Here is a 20,580-nt window from a genome sequence, read left to right as displayed (position 1 = left end):
GTTGCCCCTGAGTCAGGCTAAACTGCGCGTCTTTATTGATGTTGTGTTCAGCCTTATCTGTACTCGGGAGTGATTGCATGTCCGGTTCCATCTTGTATATCCATGGCTTCAACAGTGCCCCTGAGTCCAAAAAGGCCACGCAGTTGATCTCGGTAATGCAAGGCATGGGCCTTGGCGATCAGCTCCGGGTGCCAGCCTTGCATCATCACCCCCGTGAAGCGATGGCGCAGTTGACCGCGGCAATCAGCGAGATGGACCGTCCGTTGCTGGTCGGCAGCTCACTCGGCGGCTACTATGCGACCTGGTTGGCCGAACAGCATGGCCTCAAGGCACTACTGGTCAACCCGGCCGTCAGCCCGCATCGGATGTTCGACGGTTATCTGGGCACCCAAACCAATCTTTACAGTGGCGAAACCTGGGAGCTGACCCTGGATCATGTGCAGGCCCTGGCCGAGCTTGAAGTGGCGGCACCCCAGGACCCGCAGCGGTATCAGGTGTGGCTGCAAACAGGCGATGAAACCCTGGACTACCGTAATGCCGAAAAGTACTACAAGGCATGTGTCTTGCGGATTCAGGCCGGTGGCGATCACAGTTACCAGGGGTTCGCGCAGCAACTGCCCGCGCTGCTGAATTTTGCCGGGATTGGCGCCCAACAGTATCAAACCATCGATTTTGCGGCCCTTTAAGGCGCCGGTCGAATGGCCCTTATTTTTCATTTACGACTAACGACGAGACCCTATGGCCACTCCCAGCGCTAGCTCTTATAACGCCGACGCCATCGAAGTCCTCTCGGGCCTCGACCCGGTGCGCAAACGTCCCGGCATGTACACCGATACCAGCCGGCCCAACCACCTGGCCCAGGAAGTCATCGATAACAGTGTCGACGAAGCCCTGGCCGGTCACGCCAAATCGGTGCAGGTCATTCTGCACGCCGATCACTCGCTGGAAGTCAGTGATGACGGGCGCGGCATGCCGGTGGACATTCACCCCGAAGAAGGGGTGTCTGGGGTCGAACTGATCCTCACCAAGCTCCATGCCGGCGGCAAGTTTTCCAACAAGAACTACCAGTTCTCCGGCGGCCTGCACGGCGTGGGGATTTCGGTGGTCAACGCGCTGTCGACCCTGGTGCGGGTCAAGGTCAAGCGTGACGGCAACGAGTACCAGATGACCTTTGCCGATGGCTACAAAGCCACCGACCTGGAAGTTGTCGGCACTGTCGGCAAGCGCAATACCGGTACCAGCGTGTTCTTTGCGCCGGACCCTAAATACTTCGATTCACCCAAGTTTTCGGTCAGCCGTCTCAAGCACGTGCTCAAGGCCAAGGCCGTATTGTGCCCGGGGCTGCTGGTCAGTTTCGAGGACAAGGGCACCGGCGAAAAGATCGAGTGGCACTACGAAGACGGCCTGCGCTCCTATCTGGTGGATGCGGTCAGCGAATTCGAGCGCCTGCCTGACGAGCCGTTCTGTGGCAGCCTGGCGGGCAATAAAGAAGCCATCGACTGGGCGCTGTTGTGGCTGCCCGAAGGCGGCGACAGTGTTCAGGAAAGCTACGTCAACCTGATCCCGACGGCCCAGGGCGGGACCCACGTCAACGGACTGCGCCAGGGCTTGCTCGATGCCATGCGCGAGTTCTGTGAATTCCGCAGCCTGCTGCCCCGTGGCGTCAAGCTGGCCCCCGAAGATGTGTGGGAACGCATTGCGTTCGTGCTGTCGATGAAAATGCAGGAACCGCAATTCTCGGGCCAGACCAAAGAGCGTCTGTCGTCCCGTGAGGCGGCCGCTTTCGTCTCGGGTGTGATCAAGGACTCCTTCAGTCTGTGGCTCAATGCCAACCCCGAGTTGGGCATGCAGCTGGCAGAACTGGCAATCAACAACGCCGGGCGCAGGCTCAAGGCCAGTAAAAAGGTCGAGCGCAAACGCATCACCCAGGGGCCGGCCCTGCCGGGCAAGCTTGCGGACTGTGCCGGGCAGGACCCGATGCGCTCCGAGCTGTTTCTGGTGGAGGGTGACTCCGCCGGCGGTTCAGCCAAGCAGGCCCGGGACAAAGAGTTCCAGGCCATCCTGCCGTTGCGCGGCAAGATCCTTAACACCTGGGAAGTCGACGGCAGCGAAGTGCTGGCCAGCCAGGAAGTGCACAACATCGCGGTAGCCATCGGGGTTGATCCGGGCGCGGCCGACATCAGCCAGCTGCGCTACGGCAAGATCTGCATCCTCGCCGACGCCGACTCGGACGGTCTGCACATTGCCACCTTGCTCTGTGCATTGTTCGTGCAGCACTTCCGCCCGCTGGTGGATGCCGGTCACGTGTATGTGGCCATGCCGCCGCTGTACCGGATCGACCTGGGCAAAGAGATTTTCTACGCCCTGGACGAAGCCGAGCGTGATGGCATCATCGACCGTCTGGTGGCCGAGAAGAAGCGCGGCAAACCGCAGGTCACGCGATTCAAAGGTCTGGGTGAAATGAACCCGCCGCAGCTGCGTGAAACCACCATGGACCCGAACACCCGGCGTCTGGTGCAGCTGACGCTTGAAGATTACGCCGCCACGTCGGAAATGATGGACATGCTGCTGGCGAAAAAACGCGCCGGTGACCGCAAGTCCTGGCTCGAATCCAAAGGCAACCTGGCGCAGGTGCTGGCCTGATGCGCAGTGCCTTGATGGCGTTGCTTTGTGTGACTGCAGCACCGGTAATGGCCGATACCTGGCCGGAGCTGGTGCTGCAGTCCGAGCATCCCGTAGAAGGCATGCGCGGCGCCAACCTGTCCGGGCTGGCGCTGTGTCTGGGTGAGCTGTGGGCGGTGTCTGATCGCGATGATGATCAGATTTACCGCCTGGATCAGCACTCTCCCGAATGGCACGCCGAGGCACTGCATATTGATGTCCCGCCGCCCCCTGAAAGCGGCTTGCCGTGGGGCGTGCGCATGATGAGCAAGGCTGTCAGCCCGTTGCGTGGTGGTGAGCTGGATTTCGAAGGCATCAGTTGCGACGAGGCGGGCAACCGCTTCGTGGTCAGCGAGACCCACGCCGCGGTGCTGCAAATTCCGCAGACGGGCGCGCCGGCATGGTTGAAAATCGATCCGTCACTGGTCCGCCAGGCGCGCGCCAGCGGCATGCTGCTGCATTTCAATGCGCTGTTTGAAGGTATCGCCGTCAACCCGCAGGGCAACCAGATCTGGCTGGCGGCCGAGCGCGAGCGCCGCGGTTTGCTGACCATCGGCAAAAAACAGAGCGTGTGGGACTGCGAAGGCGGTTGCGTGTTGATGAGTGAGGGTGGCCTCGAGTCGGCCCCACCTCAACTCAAGGTCAAGGCACAACAAAAGGACTTCGCCGACCTGGCGCTGTTCGAGGGCAAGCTGTTCACCCTCGAACGCATGGCCTATCGCATTTGTCGTCGCACCCCGGGCACGGGCGACGTTGAGCGCTGCTGGTCATTTGCCGATGATGGGTTGATCGCTCCCCGGCGTTACAACAGCGCCTATGGCAATGCCGAGGCCCTGAGTGTGGATGCCGAAGGCGCCTGGATCGGTGTGGACAACGGCAATCACGTGCGCGCCGATGGCGAGAAGCGTCCCGTGGTCTGGCGTTTTGCGGCACCGCAAGGTGGCTGGAGTGCCGCATCATGAGCCAGCAACCGCCGGGCAAGGGTGTGGGCCGGGTCTTCATGATTGTGGCCTGGTGCGCGGGGCTGTATCTGGCCACGCAATTTTTCGGGCGCTGGGAACAGCGTCAGGAAAACCCCAATACTGAGGTCGCCTCGCTGCAGGGCGCGGGCTACATCGAAGTCAAACTGCTCGCCAATTCCCAGGGCCACTTCGTCGCCAGCGGCCGTATCAACAACGTGCCGGTGGAATTTTTACTGGATACCGGGGCCACCGATGTCGCGGTCCCGCTGGAGCTGGCCAGGCAGTTGGCATTGCCCAAGGGCATGGCCGTGACCCTGAATACCGCCAATGGCCGTACCCAGGGCTATCAGACCCGCATCGACCGCCTGCAACTGGGCGCCATTGTGCTGCGCGACGTACGCGCGGTGGCGGCTCCCGGGCTTGAAGGCGAACAAGTGCTATTGGGCATGAGTGCGCTGAAAAAACTTGAATTTACCCAGCGCGGCGGCACCATGCTGCTGCGCCAGACAACGAACTGAATGAGGTCCGCATGAGCGATTCCCTTGATCTCAGCCTGGACGGCGTAGAACGCCGGTCACTGGCCGACTTCACAGAACAGGCCTACCTCAACTACTCCATGTACGTAATCATGGACCGGGCCCTGCCGCATATCGGCGACGGCCTCAAGCCTGTACAGCGGCGCATTATCTACGCCATGAGCGAGTTGGGGCTGGACGCAGATTCCAAGCACAAGAAATCGGCGCGTACCGTCGGTGACGTACTCGGCAAGTTTCACCCCCACGGTGATTCGGCGTGCTACGAAGCCATGGTGCTGATGGCGCAGCCATTCAGCTATCGCTACACCCTGGTCGACGGGCAAGGTAACTGGGGTGCGCCGGATGATCCCAAGTCATTCGCCGCCATGCGTTACACCGAAGCCCGCCTGTCGCGTTACTCCGAAGTGCTGCTCAGCGAACTGGGCCAGGGCACGGCGGACTGGGTCCCGAACTTTGACGGCACCCTCGACGAACCTGCGGTGTTACCGGCCCGTTTGCCGAATATCCTGCTCAATGGCACCACCGGCATTGCCGTGGGCATGGCCACTGACGTGCCGCCGCACAACCTGCGTGAAGTCGCGACCGCCTGCGTGCGGCTGCTCGACGAGCCCAAGGCCACGATAGAGCAACTGTGCGAACACATTCAGGGCCCGGACTACCCGACCGAAGCCGAAATCATCACCCCCCGTGCCGATCTGCTGAAGATCTACCAGACCGGTCGTGGTTCGGTGCGCATGCGGGCGGTGTACCACATCGAAGATGGCGACATCGTGGTCACGGCATTGCCGCACCAGGTATCGGGCGCCAAGGTGCTGGAGCAGATCGCTGCGCTGATGCAGGCCAAGCCGACCAAGCTGGCGATGGTTACTGACTTGCGCGACGAATCGGACCACGAAAACCCGTGCCGCATCGTGATCATTCCGCGCAACAACAAGGTCGATCTCGACGAATTGATGCAGCATCTGTTTGCTGTGACCGATCTTGAGTCCACTTTTCGCGTCAACATCAACATCATCGGCCTGGACGGCAAGCCGCAGCTGAAAAATCTGCGGGCCCTGCTGGTGGAGTGGCTGGAGTTCCGGGTTCACACGGTGCGCCGCCGCTTGCAGTTCCGCCTTGATAAAGTCGAGCGCCGCCTGCACCTGTTGGACGGTTTGCTCACTGCTTATCTGAACCTCGACGAAGTGATTCATATCATTCGTACCGAGGAACATCCCAAGGCCGAGCTGATTGCGCGCTTTGCCCTGAGCGAAACCCAGGCCGACTACATCCTCGACACGCGCCTGCGCCAATTGGCCCGCCTCGAAGAGATGAAGCTGCGCACCGAGCAAGATGCGTTGCGCAAAGAGCAGGCCAAGCTGCAAACCTTGCTGGGCAGCGAAGCCAAGCTGAAAAAACTGGTACGCAGCGAATTGCTGGCTGACGCCGAAACCTATGGCGATGACCGTCGCTCGCCGATTGTGTCCCGCGCTGAAGCCAAAGCCTTGTCGGAAAACGAACTGGTGCCCACTGAAGCGGTCACGGTGGTTCTGTCCGAAAAAGGCTGGGTACGTTGCGGTAAAGGTCACGACCTGGATGCGACCGGGCTGTCCTATAAAGCAGGGGACGGCTATAAAACCGCTGCTGCCGGACGCTCCAACCAGTTCGCGGTATTTATTGACTCCACTGGGCGCAGTTACTCGGTGCCCGCCCACACGTTGCCGTCGGCACGTGGCCAGGGCGAGCCGTTGACCGGCCGCCTCACGCCGCCACCGGGCGCGACTTTCGAGTGCGTGTTGTTGCCCGAAGACGACTCGCTGTACGTGATTGCCTCCGATGCCGGTTACGGGTTTGTGGTCAAGGGTGAAGACCTGCAGGCCAAGAATAAGGCCGGCAAGGCGTTGCTCAGCCTGCCTAAAGGCGCGCAAGTGATGCTGCCGCGACCTGTGGCGGATCGCGAGCACAATTGGCTGGCGGCCGTTACCACCGAAGGCCGGCTGCTGATATTCAAAGTCAGCGACCTGCCGCAACTGGGTAAAGGCAAGGGCAACAAGATTATCGGCATTCCCGGTGATCGCGTGGCCAATCGCGAAGAGTACGTGACGGACATCGCCGTGCTGCCGGACAACGCCACATTGGTGCTGCAGGCCGGCAAACGCACCCTGTCGCTCAAGGCTGATGACCTGGAACATTACAAAGGCGAACGGGGTCGGCGCGGGAACAAATTGCCGCGAGGCTTCCAGCGTGTGGATGCTTTGCTGGTAGAAGTGCCCAATTAAGCCCGTTTAGTGCGTCCGATCTGCGATTTATCGCGTAGATCGGCGCAACGGCGCTGGAGTCACGCCGTATATTCGCGGATGATATGCGCCTCTTACGACATAGCGCGTATGATTTTTCCTGGAAATCTTCAGAATCACACTGCGGCGCGCCAAACGGCGGCCACCTGGATGGAATGATGAACGTTCTACGTCTTCCTTTAATTGCGCTACTGACCGGTGTGCTCGGCCTGGCGGGGTGCAGCACGCACCAGCCAGCGGCTTTGTACCAACTGGACAGTGGCACCCCCGGCCAGCCCAAGCAAAGTGCGGGCATGGCTGTGGTACTTGGCCCGGTGACTGTGGCCGATTACCTGCAACGCGAAACGTTGCTGCAACGTCAGCCGGATGGCAGCCTGAGCGCGGCCACCGATGGTCGTTGGGCCGGCAGCCTGTCGTCAGACATCGATCAGTTGCTGTTGCGTCAGGTGGCCTGGCGTCTGGACAGTCAGCGAGTAGTGCTGGCACCGGCCCCTTCGGGCTTCAGTCCGGACGTGCAAGTGCTGCTGTCGATCACCCGCCTGGACTCCGGAGAGAGCCAGCCGGCAATTCTCGACGCGCAATGGCGCTTGATCGACCGGCGCGGCCAGGTACGGGACAATCGCATGGTTCATCTGGAACAGCAGCACGACGGCAGCACGGCCGCTCAGGTCAAGGCTCAGGGCGAGTTGTTGCAACAGTTGAGCAAACAATTGGCGGCGGCCCTGGAACCGCTGGCCAACCAGCCGCCGCTGGTTGAGTTGCGCAAGCCCGAAGCCAGGCCGGCCCCCAAGCAAACGGAGAAGCCGAGAATTCCGATGGCTTCACCGATACGCACGGACATGGAAGTGTTCCGCTTCTGAGTCAGTTCACACAATAAAAAACGCCGCTTGCCCAGCACTGGGAAAGCGGCGTTTTTTATTGCCCGGCCTTTGCAGGAGCCGGCTTGCTAGCGAGCTGTTTCAGCGCCCGGCTCGCTCCTGCAGGGTATGGCCTTTAGCCGCGGTTCTCATGCATCCGGGCCAGCTGGCGTTCGAGCATGGACGGGTAGGGCTCCATCAGCCGCTCAACGCAGCAAGCGCCTTCGGGGCTGGCGATAGGGCGGATGCGGGCGCGTTGACGAATCAGCGGGTCATCGCTGATTTTGCGCTCCACCAGCAGCAGGTTGCGGCTGTGTTGCGACAATGCCAGGGCGTCCTGGGCGGTTTCGGTCAGCAGCAGATCAATCTGGCTCAGGCCGTTCAGCCCTTCGCCCAGCACCAGACCCAGCTGCAATTGCAGGGTGATGCCGCTGTCGGCAACTTCGATCTGCAGAGCGTGGCCCAGGGCCCGCAGCAATTCGCCACAGCAGATGGCGTTGGTCAGGTAGTCGTCGCCGCTGTCTTCGCTATGGAACAGCATCAGGGTGCTGCCATCGTTCAACGTGTGCAGCTCGCTCTGGTACAGCGACGCCGCCTGGTTCAGGCAGTCGCGATAGCGTTCAAGCAATTCCATCAGACGGGCACGGGGCAGGCGCCGCAGTTGTTCTTGCGCCCCCAGCTGGACTGCCAGTACCGCGCTCGGTTGCGGTGAGGTCGGCACGGCTTTGGCCACGGCTTTGGGAGCAACCGCGGTTGTGCCGGTGTCGCGCAGGTCCGCGAACGGGTCTTCTTCACCCTCGTCTTCTTCGGTGCTGATCACTTGCCGGGGTGCCGCTTTAGGGGCAGGCGCAGCCGGTGCTTCATCGAAAGCCGGATCGCTCAGGTTGCGTACTTCGAAGGTCGGTTCGTTGTCTTCGGCGGCTTCGTAATCGCTGTCGTCGTAGTCGTCTTCCGGTTCTGGCTCTGGTTCCGGCTCTGGAGCCGGGGGGGCCAGTCGGCTGTGAAGCTGGCGCGCCAGATCACCGATTTCATCCTGGCGGGTAGTTGCCGGGGTGTAAGGGTCCGGTTCGCGCAGCCAGACCCGCAGCTGCAACAGGGGGGTGGTGATATGGCGGCCCAGACGCAGGCTCAAAGCCAGCGCCAGTGCGAGCAGAATTGCACTCAAGATGCCCATGCTCTGCAGGCTGATGGTCATCGGCTGCTCGAACTGGTTCATGTCCAGGCTAATGCGCAGATGCCCGGCCGTTACATCCTGAAAGGTGATTTTGGTCTGGTACACGCCCTCGGTTTCGCCCAGCAGGCTGTTTTTTGGACGTTGCCCGGCTTCGGCGAGGATGCGGTTATCGACGCTATAAATAGCGGCGTGCGCAACCAGGGGGTTTTTGGTCAGGTTATTGAGCAGCACGTTGAGGCTGAGAATGTCGTTGGACACCAGCAACTCGGTGGCCGAGGTGGCTGTTTGGGTGGTCAGGCTCTGACCCAGTGCATCGGCTTGTTCGTGCATGGCCTGTTTGAATTGCAGGCCCATCACCACGGCATATATGACCAGCGCCAGCGCGACCAGAATCACGTTGTGGGTGGCGATACGCAGAGCAATCGGCACGCGACGATCGCGCAAGGCCCGGAAGATCAGCAGGAAGAAATTATCGTTTTTGACAGGCAATGGCCGGTTCACTGAGCGCGGCTCTTAGTCCGTTAAGTTGGAGCGCAGTATAACGAGCGGCCTCGAGGCGGCAAAGCCTTGGCGATGCCCGATGGTCACTGAAAGTAGGTAGAATGCGGTTTTTTTAGTGAATGGGGGTGTGCCTTGCGCGAAATCGTCCTGATAAACATCACGGGTGAGGACCGTCCGGGTCTCACTGCGGCCATTACCGGCGTACTGGCCAGCAATGGGGTGAACATTCTCGACATCGGTCAGGCCGTCATTCATGGCGTTTTGTCGTTGGGTTTTCTGGTTGAAATTCCGCAAGCGGAGCAGGTGTCGGCGGTACTTAAAGACCTGCAGCCCCTGATCGCCAAAGAAGGCCTGCAACTGCGCTTCGACCCGATCTCCGAGGAGCACTACCAGCGCTGGGTCAACGAGCAGAGCCGCCAGCGTCATGTGGTGACATTGATGAGCCGCCAGGTCACGGCCCATGAACTGCAACAGGTGACATCGGTAATCAGCCAGCACGGGCTGAATATCGAGCAGACGGATCGTCTGTCCGGTCGTGTGCCGCTGGATGCGCCGACGCAGTTGAGCAAGAGCTGCATCGAGTTGCGCGTCTGCGGTGAGCCGACCGACCTCCAGGCGTTGCGTGAAGCATTCTTTAACCTGGCGCAAGAACTCAATGTCGACATTGCCTTGCAGGAGGACACCCTGTTCCGTCGCCATCGCCGCCTTGCCGTATTTGATATGGACTCGACCCTGATCCAGGCCGAAGTCATCGACGAGCTGGCAAAGGCTGCGGGTGTGGGCGAGCAGGTATCGGCCATTACCGAGCGGGCCATGGCCGGTGAGCTGGATTTCAAGGCCAGTTTCAAGGAGCGCATGGCGCTGCTTAAAGGTCTGGACGTCAGCGTGCTGGACGCCATCGGCGCCTCGCTGCGGTTGACCGAGGGCACCGAAGTGCTGTTCGCGGAGCTCAAGCGCCTGGGCTACAAAACCGCCATTCTGTCCGGCGGCTTTACCTACTTCGCCAAGCAATTGCAGGAAAAGCTGGGTATCGACTACGTGTTCGCCAACGAGCTGCAAGTAGTGGATGGAAAAGTCACCGGGGTGGCGGTTGAGCCGATTGTCGATGCACAGCGCAAAGCCGATTTGCTGCGAGAGCTGACAATAAAGGAAGGGTTGGTACTGGAGCAGACCATTGCGGTCGGTGATGGCGCCAACGACTTGCCAATGCTGGCAATTGCCGGGCTGGGTGTGGCATTCCGTGCCAAGCCGCTGGTTAAACAGTCAGCCAGACATGCCATTTCGACCCTGGGTCTGGATGCCGTGCTGTACCTGCTGGGTCAGCGCGACCGTAACAGCCAGGGCTAGCCAGACCCTGCAGCAGCGCCCTTGCTCGCGAGCTTTCAAGATCGCGAGCAAGGGCGGGGCTCAGGTGTTATTCGGCGTTGGCCGGGCCACCAATGGCCTGCCCCATCATCACCGGCGAACCCGCCGTCAGGCTTTCAGCCCATTTGATCTGTTCTGGCCCGAACAGCACGATCGCAGTAGAACCCAGCTTGAAGCGCCCCAGTTCGGCACCTTTCTCCAGATGGATCGGCGCACGAGCAGCTTCGTCGTAGCGGAAAGTTTTCAGCTCGCGTTTAGGCGGCGTCACCAGACCGGCAAACACGGTTTCAATCGATGCCACGATCATGGCACCCACCAATACCACGGCCATCGGGCCGCGCTCGGTATCAAAAATACACACCGCGCGCTCGTTGCGGGCAAACAGCTCCGGCACGTTTTCGGCCGTGGTCTGGTTAACCGAAAACAGGCGGCCCGGAACGTAGATCATTTCGCGCAGAGTACCGGCCAGTGGCATGTGCACACGGTGGTAGTCCTTGGGCGACAGGTAAATGGTGGCAAACTCGCCGCCCATGAATTGAGCCGCAACCGCAGCATCACCGCCGACCAGTTCCAGCACGCTGTAGCTATGACCTTTGGCCTGGAACACCCGGCCGTGCTCGATGGGGCCCAGCTGGCTGACTGCACCATCGGCCGGGCTCAGCACTGCGCCCGGCGTTTGATCCAGCGGGCGGGCACCGTCTTTCAGGGCGCGGGTGAAGAAGGCGTTGAAGTGCTCGTAAGCAGTAACGTCTTCAACCAGTGCCTGGGACATGTCCACTTGATAACGCTTGGCGAACCAGGTGGTGAACGCATTCTTGAACCAGCGCACGCGGCACTCGGCAATGCAGCCGGCCAGGCGCGACAGCAGGTGATGCGGCAACAGGTACTGGCTCAGGAGAAACAGACGCTTTTTCATTGCAGGTCCTTAGTTTTTGACAGGCAGCTCGACGGGGGTGTCGGGGTGGTTGCCCCATTCGCCCCAGGAGCCGGCGTAGCCTTTGACGCGCGGATAACCGAGCGATTTGGCGACGAGATAGGTAAAGCCAGAGCGGTGGTGGGTCTGGCAGTGGGTAATCACTTCTTTGTCCGGGGTGATGCCCAGGTCCTTGAGGATCTGCGCCATGTCGGTACGAATGCGCAGGCTGCGGCTTTTATCCATGCCGGCGGTCCATTCGAAGTTTTTCGCGCCCGGGATGTGCCCGCCTTTGGCCGCCAGCACTTTTTCACCGGCGTATTCGGCGGGGCTGCGCGCATCCCAAATTGCCAAGTCAGCCGCGCCCAGGCGGCTTTGCAGGTACTCGCGGGTGGCAGTGGGGGCGTCGTGCAACGTCAGCGGCAACGGGCCACCGACTGCAGGCGGCACAGCGCCGGACACCGAGCAACCTTCCGCGACCCAGGCGTGAATGCCGCCATCCAGATAGTGGTAAGCCTTGTGTCCGATCACGTCGAGCAACCAGATAAAACGGCCGGCCCAACCGCCGCCTTCGTCGTCATACACCACGTAGACCGCGTCGGGGTTGTGCCCCAGTTCGCCGAACAGCGCCTCCAGAGAAGCCTGGCCCGGCAGCAGGCCGGGTGCCGGGGGCTGGCCCAGCTGGGTGCGTTTGGGGTCGACGAAACGGGCGCCCGGAATATGCCCGGACTCGTAGCGTGCGACGCTGGTCAGGTCGACCACAATCAGTTCGGGGTTATCGAGCCGTGCGAGCAGGTCGCCGGGCTCAATGACCAACGGCAAACCAGAGAAGTCAGGCATGTGAGGTCTCCAGAGCGAAAAAAGGAGGGATTGTAGCGCAAGGGCTAGCGCCCGCGCGTGCTAAAGCTATTCAGGGCTTTCTCGATGCATTGCGCGGTTTTGCCAAATGCTTGCACGCTGGTCTCGGAAAACGGGCCGCCACCCTGGTCCGCCAGTATCAGCATCACGACGCGGCCACTGTTGCCCAGCGAGCGTAGCAGCAGATGCTCGCCGGGGAACAGCTGGCGCAGATTGGCGGGCATGACCGCAGAAATTGTCGCGTTGTTTTCCGGCGTCAGGCGAACTTGCGCCGGTTGCGTCATCAAACGTTGCAAGGCGGTGCTTTCACTGACGGTAAAGCTCATGTCGAAGGCTGCTTTCGGCAGTCCGGATATCTGGAAAACTCGCAGTGTGGTTGCGCTCTTGTCGGCCATCAGCAGCATCACCCGGCGCATGCCGCATGCCAGCAGGGCATCGCGAGCGCAGGTGGTCAGGTGCATTGCGTTGGCGAAGGTGCTCGGCTCTGCCAGCAATTGCCCGCACAGTTTGCGCCATGTGGCCAGCGCCTCGGCAGAGGGTGGCGCGGCAGGCTGGCCGGGACTGCTGCGGCGGCTGTCCCACGGCCATAGCAGCGCTTGGGCCGGGTGCCAGAGGTCGGGCACCGAGTGATAGCGGGCGCTGCTTGCGGCGTTTTGGTGAACCAGCTGCTGCACTTCATCCAGGGTTGTCTGCAGGTACAGCGCGGTGAGCAACTGCCAGCGCACATTGTGCGGGGTATCCCAGCCCGATTGCGCCGACAGCGCCAGAGCATTGGCCAGCAGCACGCTATTGGCGGGGTGATTGAGCCAGCGCCGCAGTGCCGGATCGGCGTCCAGTCGTTGTTGCTGGCGTAACCCGTCATGGTTGTTGCGGGCGATGTGCAGCACGCTGACCAGGGTGCGCTGCTCTTCAATGATGACCGTATAACCCTGTAGCACCCATGCCGGCAGGCGCCACAATTGCGCCAGCGCCCGGCAGATATCGAACAGCCGTACACCGAACAGCTCTTGCTCGACGTCACTGGCGCGCTCGCCTTTGTGGATGACCCGCTGTTCCCATTCTTCGAGCAGTTCTGGATGGGTCAGCGCCAAAGCCCACAAGGGTGAGAGAAACAGCAGGCTGCCCCAGTAGATTTCTGGCCACAGCCGCGCCAGACGATTGCCGAACAGGCCGACGGCCTGTTGCGCCGCGTGCTGGCTGATGAGCTGGATTTGCCGGAACCCCGGGGGGATTTCTTCCTGGCTCAGAGTGTTCATGTGCTCAAGCAATCTCTGGGTACGTTGCAGGCCCAGTCGGTTGATGGCCACTTCCAGGCTCTCGGCCGGTTCGCTCAGGCTGCTTTGCAGGTGCTGGTTGGCTTCGCGAATCAGGGTCAGGGCCAGTGCCGGGCTGTCTTGTATCAGCTCGGCAATCTCGCGCAATGAGCGGCGATTGTCGTTGAGGGCTTTGCACACCAGCCCATGGCTATGCTGCGGGATTGGCAAGCGGGCGGCGTTGAGCCGCTCGACCCAGGCATCCAGGGTTGCAGGTGTTGAGGTCGGGCTGGTGGTTTCACTGGTCATGATGGGAGCTGGTCATCATCAATTTGTTACTCGCGCCAAAAGGGCTGAACGGCTTTTCGCCTTTACCGGCTATAGTCTGGCGCAGATTTGCCGATAAGGAGAAGTAGAGTTTCACCGCGCTTGAATATGACCTTGAACCCGACTCAATAAGTACTTTTATATCTATGGCTAAAATTATCGGCATCATCGTTGTATTCGCGAGCGTACTCGGCGGGTACGTGCTTTCCCACGGCAAGATCGGGGCGCTGATTCAGCCGTTCGAGGTCCTGATTATTGGCGGGGCGGCGTTCGGTGCATTCCTGCAGGCCAATCCCGGTTACATGACCATGCATGTGATCAAAAAATCACTGGGTATGTTCGGCTCGCGTTTTACCCACACTTTTTATCTGGAAGTGCTGGGCCTGATTTACGAGATTCTCAATAAAAGCCGTCGCGAAGGCATGATGGCCATTGAGGCCGATATTGAGGATGCGGCGGCCAGTCCTATCTTCGCCAAGTACCCCACCGTGCTCAAAGACGAGCGCATGACAGCCTTTGTCTGTGATTACCTGCGCATCATGTCGTCGGGCAACATGGCGCCCCACGAGCTTGAAGGGCTGTTCGACATGGAGTTGTTCAACCTCAAGGAAGAGCTGGAGCATCCCTCCCACGCCGTCAACGGGATTGCCGACGGTATGCCGGGTTTCGGTATCGTGGCGGCGGTTCTGGGGATCGTGGTGACCATGGCTTCCTTGGGGGAGGGTGATCAGGCCGCCATTGGCCAGCACGTAGGTGCGGCGTTGGTGGGCACATTCTTCGGTATTCTGGCGGCCTATGGTTTCTTTGGCCCGCTGGCTACAGCGCTGGCGCACGATGCCAAAGAGGAGCTCAACATTTACGAGTCGATCAAGGCCTCACTGGTGGCATCGGCCTCCGGCATGCCGCCGTCGCTGGCGGTCGAGTTCGGGCGCAAAGTGTTGTATCCCAAACACCGGCCGAGCTTTGCCGAGCTGGAACAAGTGGTTCGCGGTCGCTGATTTATGGAAAACAATCAGCCGATCATCATCAAGCGCGTCAAGCGCTACGCTTCGGGTCATCACGGCGGCGCCTGGAAAATTGCCTTCGCGGACTTCGCTACGGCAATGATGGCGTTCTTTCTGGTGATGTGGCTGATGACAGCCGCCACGCCGGAACAAAAAATCGCCATCGGCGGCTACTTCAAGGACCCGATCGGGTTCAGTGACAGCGGCACGCCCTACACCATCGACCTGGGCGGCACCCCAGCGCTGGCGCCGGACAAAACACTCAACCCCGAAGAACAGATGCAGCCCCAGCCCGACAAGGTTGAGGTCGATTCCGATCAGGCTGAAAGCGTGGCGGAGCAAATAGAGAAAGAGCGTCTTGAGCTGCTGCTTCAGGAGTTGCAGAACAAGGTCGAAGAAAACCCGCAATTGCGCAAGTTCAAGGACCAGCTGCTGTTTGAAATCACCCCGGACGGCCTGCGGATCCAGATCATGGATGCCGAAAACAGGCCGATGTTCGATGTTGGCAGTGCGCGGCTCAAGCCGTACTTCGAAGATATCTTGCTGGCCCTGGCTGACACCATCAAAGCAGTGCCCAACAAGATCAGTATCAGCGGTCATACGGACGCCACGCCTTATGCCGGCAGTGGTGATTTCGGCAATTGGGAGCTGTCGTCCAACCGTGCCAATGCGGCCCGGCGCGCACTTGTGGTCGGTAGCTACCCGCAGAACCAGGTGGCGCGGGTAGTGGGCTATGCCTCATCGGTGCTGTTTGACAAGGCCAACCCGACCAATCCGGTCAACCGCCGTATCGACATCGTGGTTCTGACCAGGAAGGCGCAACAAGCGATTGAGGGTGAGCAGGGCATTGAGCCGGTCAAGGCACAAGAGCTGCCCAAGGCGCCGATAGATCCGACGGCCTTGCCAGCGGATCAGCAGCCGATGCCGGCCCATGAGCCGCGCCAGAAGCTCAACCTCTTCGACGATAAAGTGCCGGATCCAGCCAGACCCTGACCTGCAGGAGCGTGCTTGCAGCTCGCGCCTGCAGGGTTGGGGGGGTTAGTAGCTTGACTCGGGCAGGCTGGCAATGATCGAGCGATAGCTGTTCATGCGTTGCTGCTGTACGCGGCCATCTTCCAGTGCCATCAGCAATGCACAGCCCGGCTCGCGGTCGTGCTTGCAGTCGCGGAAGCGGCAGCGGCCGATCAGGTCGTTGAACTCGATAAAGCCCGCTTCAACATCAGCCCGGCTCACGTGGCCCAGACCGAATTCGCGAATGCCCGGGGAGTCGATCAGATCGCCGCCGCCGGGAAAGTGGAACAGGCGCGCGGTGGTGGTGGTGTGCGTACCCTGGCCCGACACTTCGGACAATGGCCCGACCCGCAGGTTGACCTCAGGCAGCAGGCTGTTGACCAAGGACGACTTGCCCACGCCCGACTGACCCACAAACACGCTGATATGGCCGTCCAGTTGCGCTTGCAACTGCTCCATGCCGTCGCCGTGATGGGCCGATACTTCCAGTACCGGGTAGCCCAGCTGGCGATACACCGCCAGCAAGGCATTCAGTGCCGGAGCATTTTGATCGTCGATCAGGTCGGCTTTGTTGAGCAGCAACAGCGGACGAATGCCGGCGTGCTCGGCGGCTACCAGGTAGCGGTCGATCAGGTTGGCGTGTGGCTCGGGCATCGGGGCGAACACGATGACGATCATGTCGACGTTGGCAGCCACCGGCTTGAGCTGGCCACGGCTGTCAGGGCGGCACAGTTCGGTTTTGCGCGGCAGTTGGGCGACGATAACGCCGATCCCCTGGTTGCCTGCACGCCATACGACTGTGTCACCGGTGACCAGTGCGGGCAGGTTGGCGCGCAAGTGGCAACGGAACATCTGGCCTTTCAGCTCGCCTTCCTGGGCTTCGACTTCGACCTGCACACCAAAGTGCGCGATCACCAGGCCGAGTTGTTCGGCGCCAAGGTCGCCGCCTTCAAGCGCTTCGACGGCACTGGATTCACGTTTGGCGGCGCGTGCAGCGCGCTCGCCTTGGATCTTTTCGATGCGCCAGTTTTGGCGACGATTGAGCTGGCGTTTGGCCATGGGTGTTCCGTGTTGATAAAACGATAAGGAGGGTAAAACGCTGGCGAGTTTAGCACGTGGGCTGCATGCCTAAGCTAAACTGCGCGACTAAGCCCAGGAGCCATTTATGAACAACGCGCAGAACCTGATCTGGATCGACCTGGAAATGACCGGTCTGGATCCTGATAACGACGTCATTATTGAAATGGCCACCATTGTTACCGACAGCAATCTCAACACCCTGGCTGAAGGTCCGGTTATCGCGATCCATCACAGCGATGCAGTGCTGGCGCGCATGGACGAATGGAACACTCGCACCCACGGTGGCAGCGGCCTGACCCAGCGGGTCAAGGACAGTACCACCACCATGGCCCAGGCCGAAGCGCAGACCATCGCCTTTCTGGAGCAGTGGGTGCCTAAAGGCAAATCACCGATCTGTGGCAATAGCATCTGTCAGGACCGGCGCTTTTTGTACACCCATATGAAAACCCTCGAAAGCTACTTCCACTACCGCAATCTCGACGTCTCGACCCTTAAAGAGCTGGTTGCCCGCTGGGCTCCGGAAGTGCGTGACAGCCTGGTGAAAAAAGGCACGCACCTGGCACTGGACGACATTCGCGAGTCGATTGCCGAGCTGCAGCACTACCGCAAGCACTTCATCAAGTTCTAAGCCCGCGACTGCAGGGGGTGTTTGCTGCCCTCTATTGGTGCTTGAAGCAAATGAGTAGACTGCGCGCCTTATTGCAAGGATCGCTGCCATGTTGCTGATGCTCTATTTAGTTGCCATTACTGCCGAGGCCATGACCGGCGCGCTGTCTGCAGGCCGCCGCGGCATGGACTGGTTCGGGGTGGTGCTGATTGCCTGCGTCACCGCCCTGGGCGGCGGGTCGGTACGCGACGTGCTACTGGGACATTACCCGTTAACCTGGGTCAAGCATCCGGAATACCTGGTGCTCACCACCTTTGCCGCGCTGGTGACGATTTTTATCGCGCCGTTGATGCGCCATTTGCGCTCATTGTTTTTGGTGCTCGACGCGCTGGGGCTGGTGGCGTTCACCCTGATCGGCTGCATGACTGCGCTGGAAATGGGCCAGGGCATGCTGGTCGCTTCGGTGAGCGGTGTGATTACCGGGGTGTTCGGCGGGATCCTGCGGGATATTTTCTGTAACGATATTCCGTTGATCTTCCGCCGTGAGCTGTATGCCAGCGTGTCGTTTGCGGCGGCATGGTGTTTCTTGCTCTGTACCTATCTGCAGATGCCCAACGATCAGGCGATTTTCGTCACCTTGTTCGGTGGGCTGTTGCTGCGCTTGCTGGCGATTCGCTTCAACTGGGAAATGCCCAAGTTCGTGTACAACGACGAGCACTGAGTCAGTGTTGCCGCAGGCTCTGGTCAGGCGCGCTGTGCGTGCTGGGCCAGCGCCCACGTCACATGCTCCTGCACCAGTTCGGACGGGTACTCAAGCCTGGCCTTGAGCGCTTCCAGCACCGGAATGCTCGATGGTGCATTACCCAGTCCAACCGCCAGGTTGCGCAGCCAGCGTTCGTAGCCGGCCCGGCGTAACGGCGAGCCTTCGGTGCTGCTGAGGAACTTGTCTTCGTCCCACATGAACAGTTCGGCCAGCTCGGCATTGTCGAGGTTGTGCCGGGGTTTGAAGTCGCCTTCAGCCGTGGTGCGGGCAAAGCGGTTCCAAGGGCAGACGATCTGGCAGTCGTCACATCCGAACACCCGGTTACCGATCAGCGGGCGCAAGTCTTCGGGGATCGCGGTTTTCAGTTCGATGGTCAGGTAGGAAATACAGCGCCGGGCATCCAGCACATAAGGTCCGATGAAGGCGTTGGTCGGGCAGATGTCCAGGCATGCGGTGCAGCGTCCGCAGTGCTCGGTCTCGTGGGGCGCATCCACCGGCAGGGGCAGGTCGACAAACAGCTCGCTCAAGAAGAAGTAGCTGCCAGCCTTGCGGTTGAGCACCAGGGTGTTTTTGCCGATCCAGCCCAGGCCGGCCTTTTGCGCGATGGCTTTTTCCAGCACCGGGGCGCTGTCGACAAAGGCGCGGAAGCCGAACGGGCCAATGTCCGCCTGGATCCGGTCAGCCAGTTGCTGCACGCGTTTGCGGATCAGTTTGTGGTAGTCGCGGCCCAGTGCGTAGCGCGAGATGTAGGCTTTTTCGGGCTGGGCCAGCAATTGCGCCATGTGGGTATCGCCGGGCAGGTAGTCCATGCGCAGCGACACCACGCGCAAGGTGCCGGGTACCAGTTCTTCAGGATGAGAGCGTTTACTGCCGTGGGCGCCCATGTATTCCATGTCGCCGTGATACCCGGCGGCCAGCCAGCGTTCCAGATGTTGCTCGTGTTCTCCCAGGTCGAGGCCGGCAATGGCGACTTGTTGAAAGCCCAGCTCGCGGCCCCATTCCTTGATGGATTGAGCGAGAGCGGGGAGGTCGACAGTAATAGCAGGCATGAGGCAAGAGAAACCGGGGCTGAGATGCGTATAATTCTGCCAGACATCGGAGTCCGATACCCATGCCACAGACCAAACGCCTGATTGCCAGACCGCAAGCCCTTGTTGCCGATAGCCTGTCGCGCCTGCCTGCACGGGCTATGGACGCCCATAAGGGCCTGTTCGGGCATGTACTGCTGATTGGCGGAGACCGCGGTTTTGGCGGCTCCATTACGCTTGGCGCACAGGCTGCGTTGCGCTGCGGCGCGGGGCTGGTGTCGCTGGCTACCCGGCCCGAGCATGTGGCCGCCGCTCTGGTGCGCCTGCCCGAGGTCATGACCCTGGGCGTGTCATCGGCCAATCAGTTGATGGGGGGGCTGGCCCGGGCCTCGGTTTTGGTGGTGGGGCCGGGGTTGGGGCTGGCACCATGGGGGCGCAGTCTGTTATCGGCGGCGGCCCAGGCAAAAATGCCTCAAGTGTGGGATGCCGATGCGCTGAATCTGTTGTCCAACGCAGACTTTAAACTGGCGTCAGGCTCGGTTATTACTCCGCACCCCGGCGAGGCAGCGCGTTTGCTGGGGCTAAGTACTGCGCAGGTGCAGGCCGACCGGCCTGCTGCAGTCCGGGCGCTGGTTAAAAAATACTCAGTAGTGTGCGTTCTCAAAGGTGCAGGCACCTTGATCGCAGGCCTGAATGATGAACTGGCCGTGTGCGATCACGGCCACCCGGCCATGGCGACAGCAGGCCTGGGTGATGTGCTGGCAGGCGTGATCGGTGCTTTGCTGGCTCAAGGCATGACTGCATATGAGGCGGCGTGTCTGGCGGTGTGGCTGCATGCCCGCGCCGGTGAACAACAAGGAATATTGGGCCGTGGGCTGGCGGCCAGTGATTTGATTCCAGCCATTCGTCAGTTGTTGGAGGAACACGCACCGTGCACGAAATAACACTGCAATTGGCCGATGAAGAGGCCATGACCGCGTTTGGCGCACGCCTGGCGAGCGTCACCGGGGGCCACGGCCTGATCTTTCTCGACGGCGACCTGGGGATGGGCAAAACCACTTTGTCCCGCGGCCTGATTCGTGGCCTTGGGCACACCGGTTCGGTTAAAAGTCCGACCTTTACTCTGGTGGAGCCTTACGAGATTGGCGATATACGCGCCTTTCACTTTGACCTGTATCGCCTGGTCGACCCCGAAGAGCTGGAATATATGGGGATTCGCGATTACTTCGACGAAGACGCCCTATGCTTGATCGAGTGGCCCGATAAAGGTGCAGGCTTTTTGCCAAAGCCTGACCTGACCATTACCATTAGTCCGCATAACACCGGGCGTTTGCTGAAGCTGACGCCCCAAGGTTCACGTGGCGAGTCTTGGTGTGCCGCCTTGGCACCGGAAAACAAATAATG

Annotated in this window: 19 protein-coding genes; 13 read left to right on the top strand and 6 right to left on the bottom strand. The window is 60.7% G+C overall.

Annotated elements, in window-relative coordinates; translation table 11 throughout:
• The first annotated feature begins 77 nt into the window (after positions 1 to 77).
• The 6 genes from JQ848_RS20575 to JQ848_RS20550 all read left to right on the top strand — a co-directional run bounded on the left by JQ848_RS20575 (position 78) and on the right by JQ848_RS20550 (position 7,295).
• The gene (locus JQ848_RS20575; protein ID WP_003438973.1) at positions 78 to 686 is read left to right on the top strand and encodes a YqiA/YcfP family alpha/beta fold hydrolase; all 609 of its coding nucleotides are present in this window, start codon (positions 78 to 80) and stop codon (positions 684 to 686) included.
• Positions 687 to 738: 52 nt separating this feature from the next.
• Complete coding sequence (gene parE / locus JQ848_RS20570) at positions 739 to 2,643, top strand: DNA topoisomerase IV subunit B (RefSeq protein WP_010656257.1); 1,905 nt, start codon at positions 739 to 741, stop codon at positions 2,641 to 2,643.
• Positions 2,643 to 3,623 (top strand): esterase-like activity of phytase family protein, encoded by a 981-nt coding sequence (locus JQ848_RS20565; protein WP_003438975.1) that lies wholly within the window; start codon positions 2,643 to 2,645, stop codon positions 3,621 to 3,623. The genes parE and JQ848_RS20565 overlap by 1 nt, the downstream gene beginning before the upstream one ends.
• Positions 3,620 to 4,141: a retropepsin-like aspartic protease family protein gene (locus JQ848_RS20560; RefSeq protein ID WP_003438976.1), complete on the top strand. Its 522-nt coding sequence runs from the start codon at positions 3,620 to 3,622 to the stop codon at positions 4,139 to 4,141. Before JQ848_RS20565 ends, JQ848_RS20560 begins: the two co-directional genes overlap by 4 nt.
• A gap of 11 nt (positions 4,142 to 4,152) precedes the next feature.
• Positions 4,153 to 6,417, top strand: coding sequence for a DNA topoisomerase IV subunit A (gene parC, locus JQ848_RS20555; protein WP_003438977.1), 2,265 nt, complete (start codon positions 4,153 to 4,155; stop codon positions 6,415 to 6,417).
• 173 nt (positions 6,418 to 6,590) lie between these two features.
• Positions 6,591 to 7,295, top strand: a complete 705-nt coding sequence (locus JQ848_RS20550; RefSeq protein ID WP_003438979.1) for a PqiC family protein — start codon at positions 6,591 to 6,593, stop codon at positions 7,293 to 7,295.
• Between the two features lie 133 nt (positions 7,296 to 7,428).
• On the opposite strand, the gene JQ848_RS20545 is transcribed toward JQ848_RS20550, so the two are convergent.
• Positions 7,429 to 8,967 (bottom strand): AhpA/YtjB family protein, encoded by a 1,539-nt coding sequence (locus JQ848_RS20545; RefSeq protein ID WP_003438981.1) that lies wholly within the window; start codon positions 8,965 to 8,967, stop codon positions 7,429 to 7,431.
• A 132-nt stretch (positions 8,968 to 9,099) separates the two neighbouring features.
• On the opposite strand from JQ848_RS20545, the gene serB reads away from it, so the two are divergent.
• Positions 9,100 to 10,314 carry a phosphoserine phosphatase SerB gene (serB, locus tag JQ848_RS20540; protein ID WP_161719321.1) on the top strand — a complete coding sequence of 405 codons (1,215 nt, stop codon included), beginning with the start codon at positions 9,100 to 9,102 and terminating at the stop codon, positions 10,312 to 10,314.
• A gap of 67 nt (positions 10,315 to 10,381) precedes the next feature.
• Here serB and asd read toward each other — a convergent pair whose 3' ends face one another.
• From asd to JQ848_RS20525, 3 genes are read right to left on the bottom strand one after another with little or no spacing between them, the layout of a single operon-like run.
• Positions 10,382 to 11,248 (bottom strand): archaetidylserine decarboxylase, encoded by an 867-nt coding sequence (asd, locus tag JQ848_RS20535; protein WP_003438984.1) that lies wholly within the window; start codon positions 11,246 to 11,248, stop codon positions 10,382 to 10,384.
• Positions 11,249 to 11,257: 9 nt separating this feature from the next.
• Positions 11,258 to 12,085, bottom strand: a complete 828-nt coding sequence (locus JQ848_RS20530) for a rhodanese-like domain-containing protein (RefSeq protein ID WP_202211083.1) — start codon at positions 12,083 to 12,085, stop codon at positions 11,258 to 11,260.
• 44 nt (positions 12,086 to 12,129) lie between these two features.
• Complete coding sequence (locus JQ848_RS20525; RefSeq protein WP_010656255.1) at positions 12,130 to 13,665, bottom strand: HDOD domain-containing protein; 1,536 nt, start codon at positions 13,663 to 13,665, stop codon at positions 12,130 to 12,132.
• Between the two features lie 164 nt (positions 13,666 to 13,829).
• On the opposite strand from JQ848_RS20525, the gene motA reads away from it, so the two are divergent.
• Together motA and motB are read left to right on the top strand one after the other, a co-directional pair.
• Complete coding sequence (gene motA, locus JQ848_RS20520) at positions 13,830 to 14,681, top strand: flagellar motor stator protein MotA (RefSeq protein WP_003438996.1); 852 nt, start codon at positions 13,830 to 13,832, stop codon at positions 14,679 to 14,681.
• A gap of 3 nt (positions 14,682 to 14,684) precedes the next feature.
• Positions 14,685 to 15,680 (top strand): flagellar motor protein MotB, encoded by a 996-nt coding sequence (gene motB / locus JQ848_RS20515; RefSeq protein ID WP_003439010.1) that lies wholly within the window; start codon positions 14,685 to 14,687, stop codon positions 15,678 to 15,680.
• Between the two features lie 45 nt (positions 15,681 to 15,725).
• Here the strand turns inward: motB and rsgA are convergent, their stop codons facing one another.
• Positions 15,726 to 16,757 (bottom strand): small ribosomal subunit biogenesis GTPase RsgA, encoded by a 1,032-nt coding sequence (gene rsgA / locus JQ848_RS20510; protein WP_127195735.1) that lies wholly within the window; start codon positions 16,755 to 16,757, stop codon positions 15,726 to 15,728.
• A gap of 106 nt (positions 16,758 to 16,863) precedes the next feature.
• On the opposite strand from rsgA, the gene orn reads away from it, so the two are divergent.
• Both orn and JQ848_RS20500 read left to right on the top strand, forming a co-directional pair.
• Positions 16,864 to 17,406 (top strand): oligoribonuclease, encoded by a 543-nt coding sequence (gene orn, locus JQ848_RS20505; RefSeq protein ID WP_003439017.1) that lies wholly within the window; start codon positions 16,864 to 16,866, stop codon positions 17,404 to 17,406.
• An 88-nt stretch (positions 17,407 to 17,494) separates the two neighbouring features.
• The gene (locus JQ848_RS20500) at positions 17,495 to 18,106 is read left to right on the top strand and encodes a trimeric intracellular cation channel family protein (RefSeq protein WP_003439018.1); all 612 of its coding nucleotides are present in this window, start codon (positions 17,495 to 17,497) and stop codon (positions 18,104 to 18,106) included.
• 23 nt (positions 18,107 to 18,129) lie between these two features.
• On the opposite strand, the gene queG is transcribed toward JQ848_RS20500, so the two are convergent.
• On the bottom strand, positions 18,130 to 19,197 hold the full coding sequence (gene queG, locus JQ848_RS20495; protein ID WP_003439019.1) for a tRNA epoxyqueuosine(34) reductase QueG: 1,068 nt from the start codon (positions 19,195 to 19,197) through the stop codon (positions 18,130 to 18,132).
• A gap of 62 nt (positions 19,198 to 19,259) precedes the next feature.
• Here queG and JQ848_RS20490 point away from each other — a divergent pair, with 62 nt between their 5' ends.
• A complete protein-coding gene (locus JQ848_RS20490) occupies positions 19,260 to 20,120 on the top strand; it encodes an NAD(P)H-hydrate dehydratase (RefSeq protein WP_202211082.1) in 861 nt (286 codons plus the stop codon).
• A complete protein-coding gene (gene tsaE / locus JQ848_RS20485) occupies positions 20,108 to 20,578 on the top strand; it encodes a tRNA (adenosine(37)-N6)-threonylcarbamoyltransferase complex ATPase subunit type 1 TsaE (protein WP_003439021.1) in 471 nt (156 codons plus the stop codon). The genes JQ848_RS20490 and tsaE overlap by 13 nt, the downstream gene beginning before the upstream one ends.
• Positions 20,579 to 20,580 lie beyond the last annotated feature (2 nt).

It is taken from the genome of Pseudomonas paraversuta (assembly GCF_904067025.1).
In the GTDB taxonomy this organism is placed as follows: domain Bacteria; phylum Pseudomonadota; class Gammaproteobacteria; order Pseudomonadales; family Pseudomonadaceae; genus Aquipseudomonas; species Aquipseudomonas paraversuta.
This window is presented reverse-complemented; position numbering and strand designations above follow the sequence as displayed.

Excerpts from the sequence above, each read along its gene's own strand:
- JQ848_RS20575 (WP_003438973.1), top strand. The coding sequence starts at position 78 with ATGTCCGGTTCCATCTTGTATATCCATGGCTTCAACAGTGCCCCTGAG.
- parE (WP_010656257.1), top strand. The coding sequence starts at position 739 with ATGGCCACTCCCAGCGCTAGCTCTTATAACGCCGACGCCATCGAAGTC.
- JQ848_RS20565 (WP_003438975.1), top strand. The coding sequence starts at position 2,643 with ATGCGCAGTGCCTTGATGGCGTTGCTTTGTGTGACTGCAGCACCGGTA.
- JQ848_RS20560 (WP_003438976.1), top strand. The coding sequence starts at position 3,620 with ATGAGCCAGCAACCGCCGGGCAAGGGTGTGGGCCGGGTCTTCATGATT.
- parC (WP_003438977.1), top strand. The coding sequence starts at position 4,153 with ATGAGCGATTCCCTTGATCTCAGCCTGGACGGCGTAGAACGCCGGTCA.
- JQ848_RS20550 (WP_003438979.1), top strand. The coding sequence starts at position 6,591 with ATGATGAACGTTCTACGTCTTCCTTTAATTGCGCTACTGACCGGTGTG.
- asd (WP_003438984.1), bottom strand. The coding sequence starts at position 11,248 with ATGAAAAAGCGTCTGTTTCTCCTGAGCCAGTACCTGTTGCCGCATCAC.
- JQ848_RS20530 (WP_202211083.1), bottom strand. The coding sequence starts at position 12,085 with ATGCCTGACTTCTCTGGTTTGCCGTTGGTCATTGAGCCCGGCGACCTG.
- JQ848_RS20525 (WP_010656255.1), bottom strand. The coding sequence starts at position 13,665 with ATGACCAGTGAAACCACCAGCCCGACCTCAACACCTGCAACCCTGGAT.
- motA (WP_003438996.1), top strand. The coding sequence starts at position 13,830 with ATGGCTAAAATTATCGGCATCATCGTTGTATTCGCGAGCGTACTCGGC.
- motB (WP_003439010.1), top strand. The coding sequence starts at position 14,685 with ATGGAAAACAATCAGCCGATCATCATCAAGCGCGTCAAGCGCTACGCT.
- rsgA (WP_127195735.1), bottom strand. The coding sequence starts at position 16,757 with ATGGCCAAACGCCAGCTCAATCGTCGCCAAAACTGGCGCATCGAAAAG.
- orn (WP_003439017.1), top strand. The coding sequence starts at position 16,864 with ATGAACAACGCGCAGAACCTGATCTGGATCGACCTGGAAATGACCGGT.
- JQ848_RS20500 (WP_003439018.1), top strand. The coding sequence starts at position 17,495 with ATGTTGCTGATGCTCTATTTAGTTGCCATTACTGCCGAGGCCATGACC.
- queG (WP_003439019.1), bottom strand. The coding sequence starts at position 19,197 with ATGCCTGCTATTACTGTCGACCTCCCCGCTCTCGCTCAATCCATCAAG.
- JQ848_RS20490 (WP_202211082.1), top strand. The coding sequence starts at position 19,260 with ATGCCACAGACCAAACGCCTGATTGCCAGACCGCAAGCCCTTGTTGCC.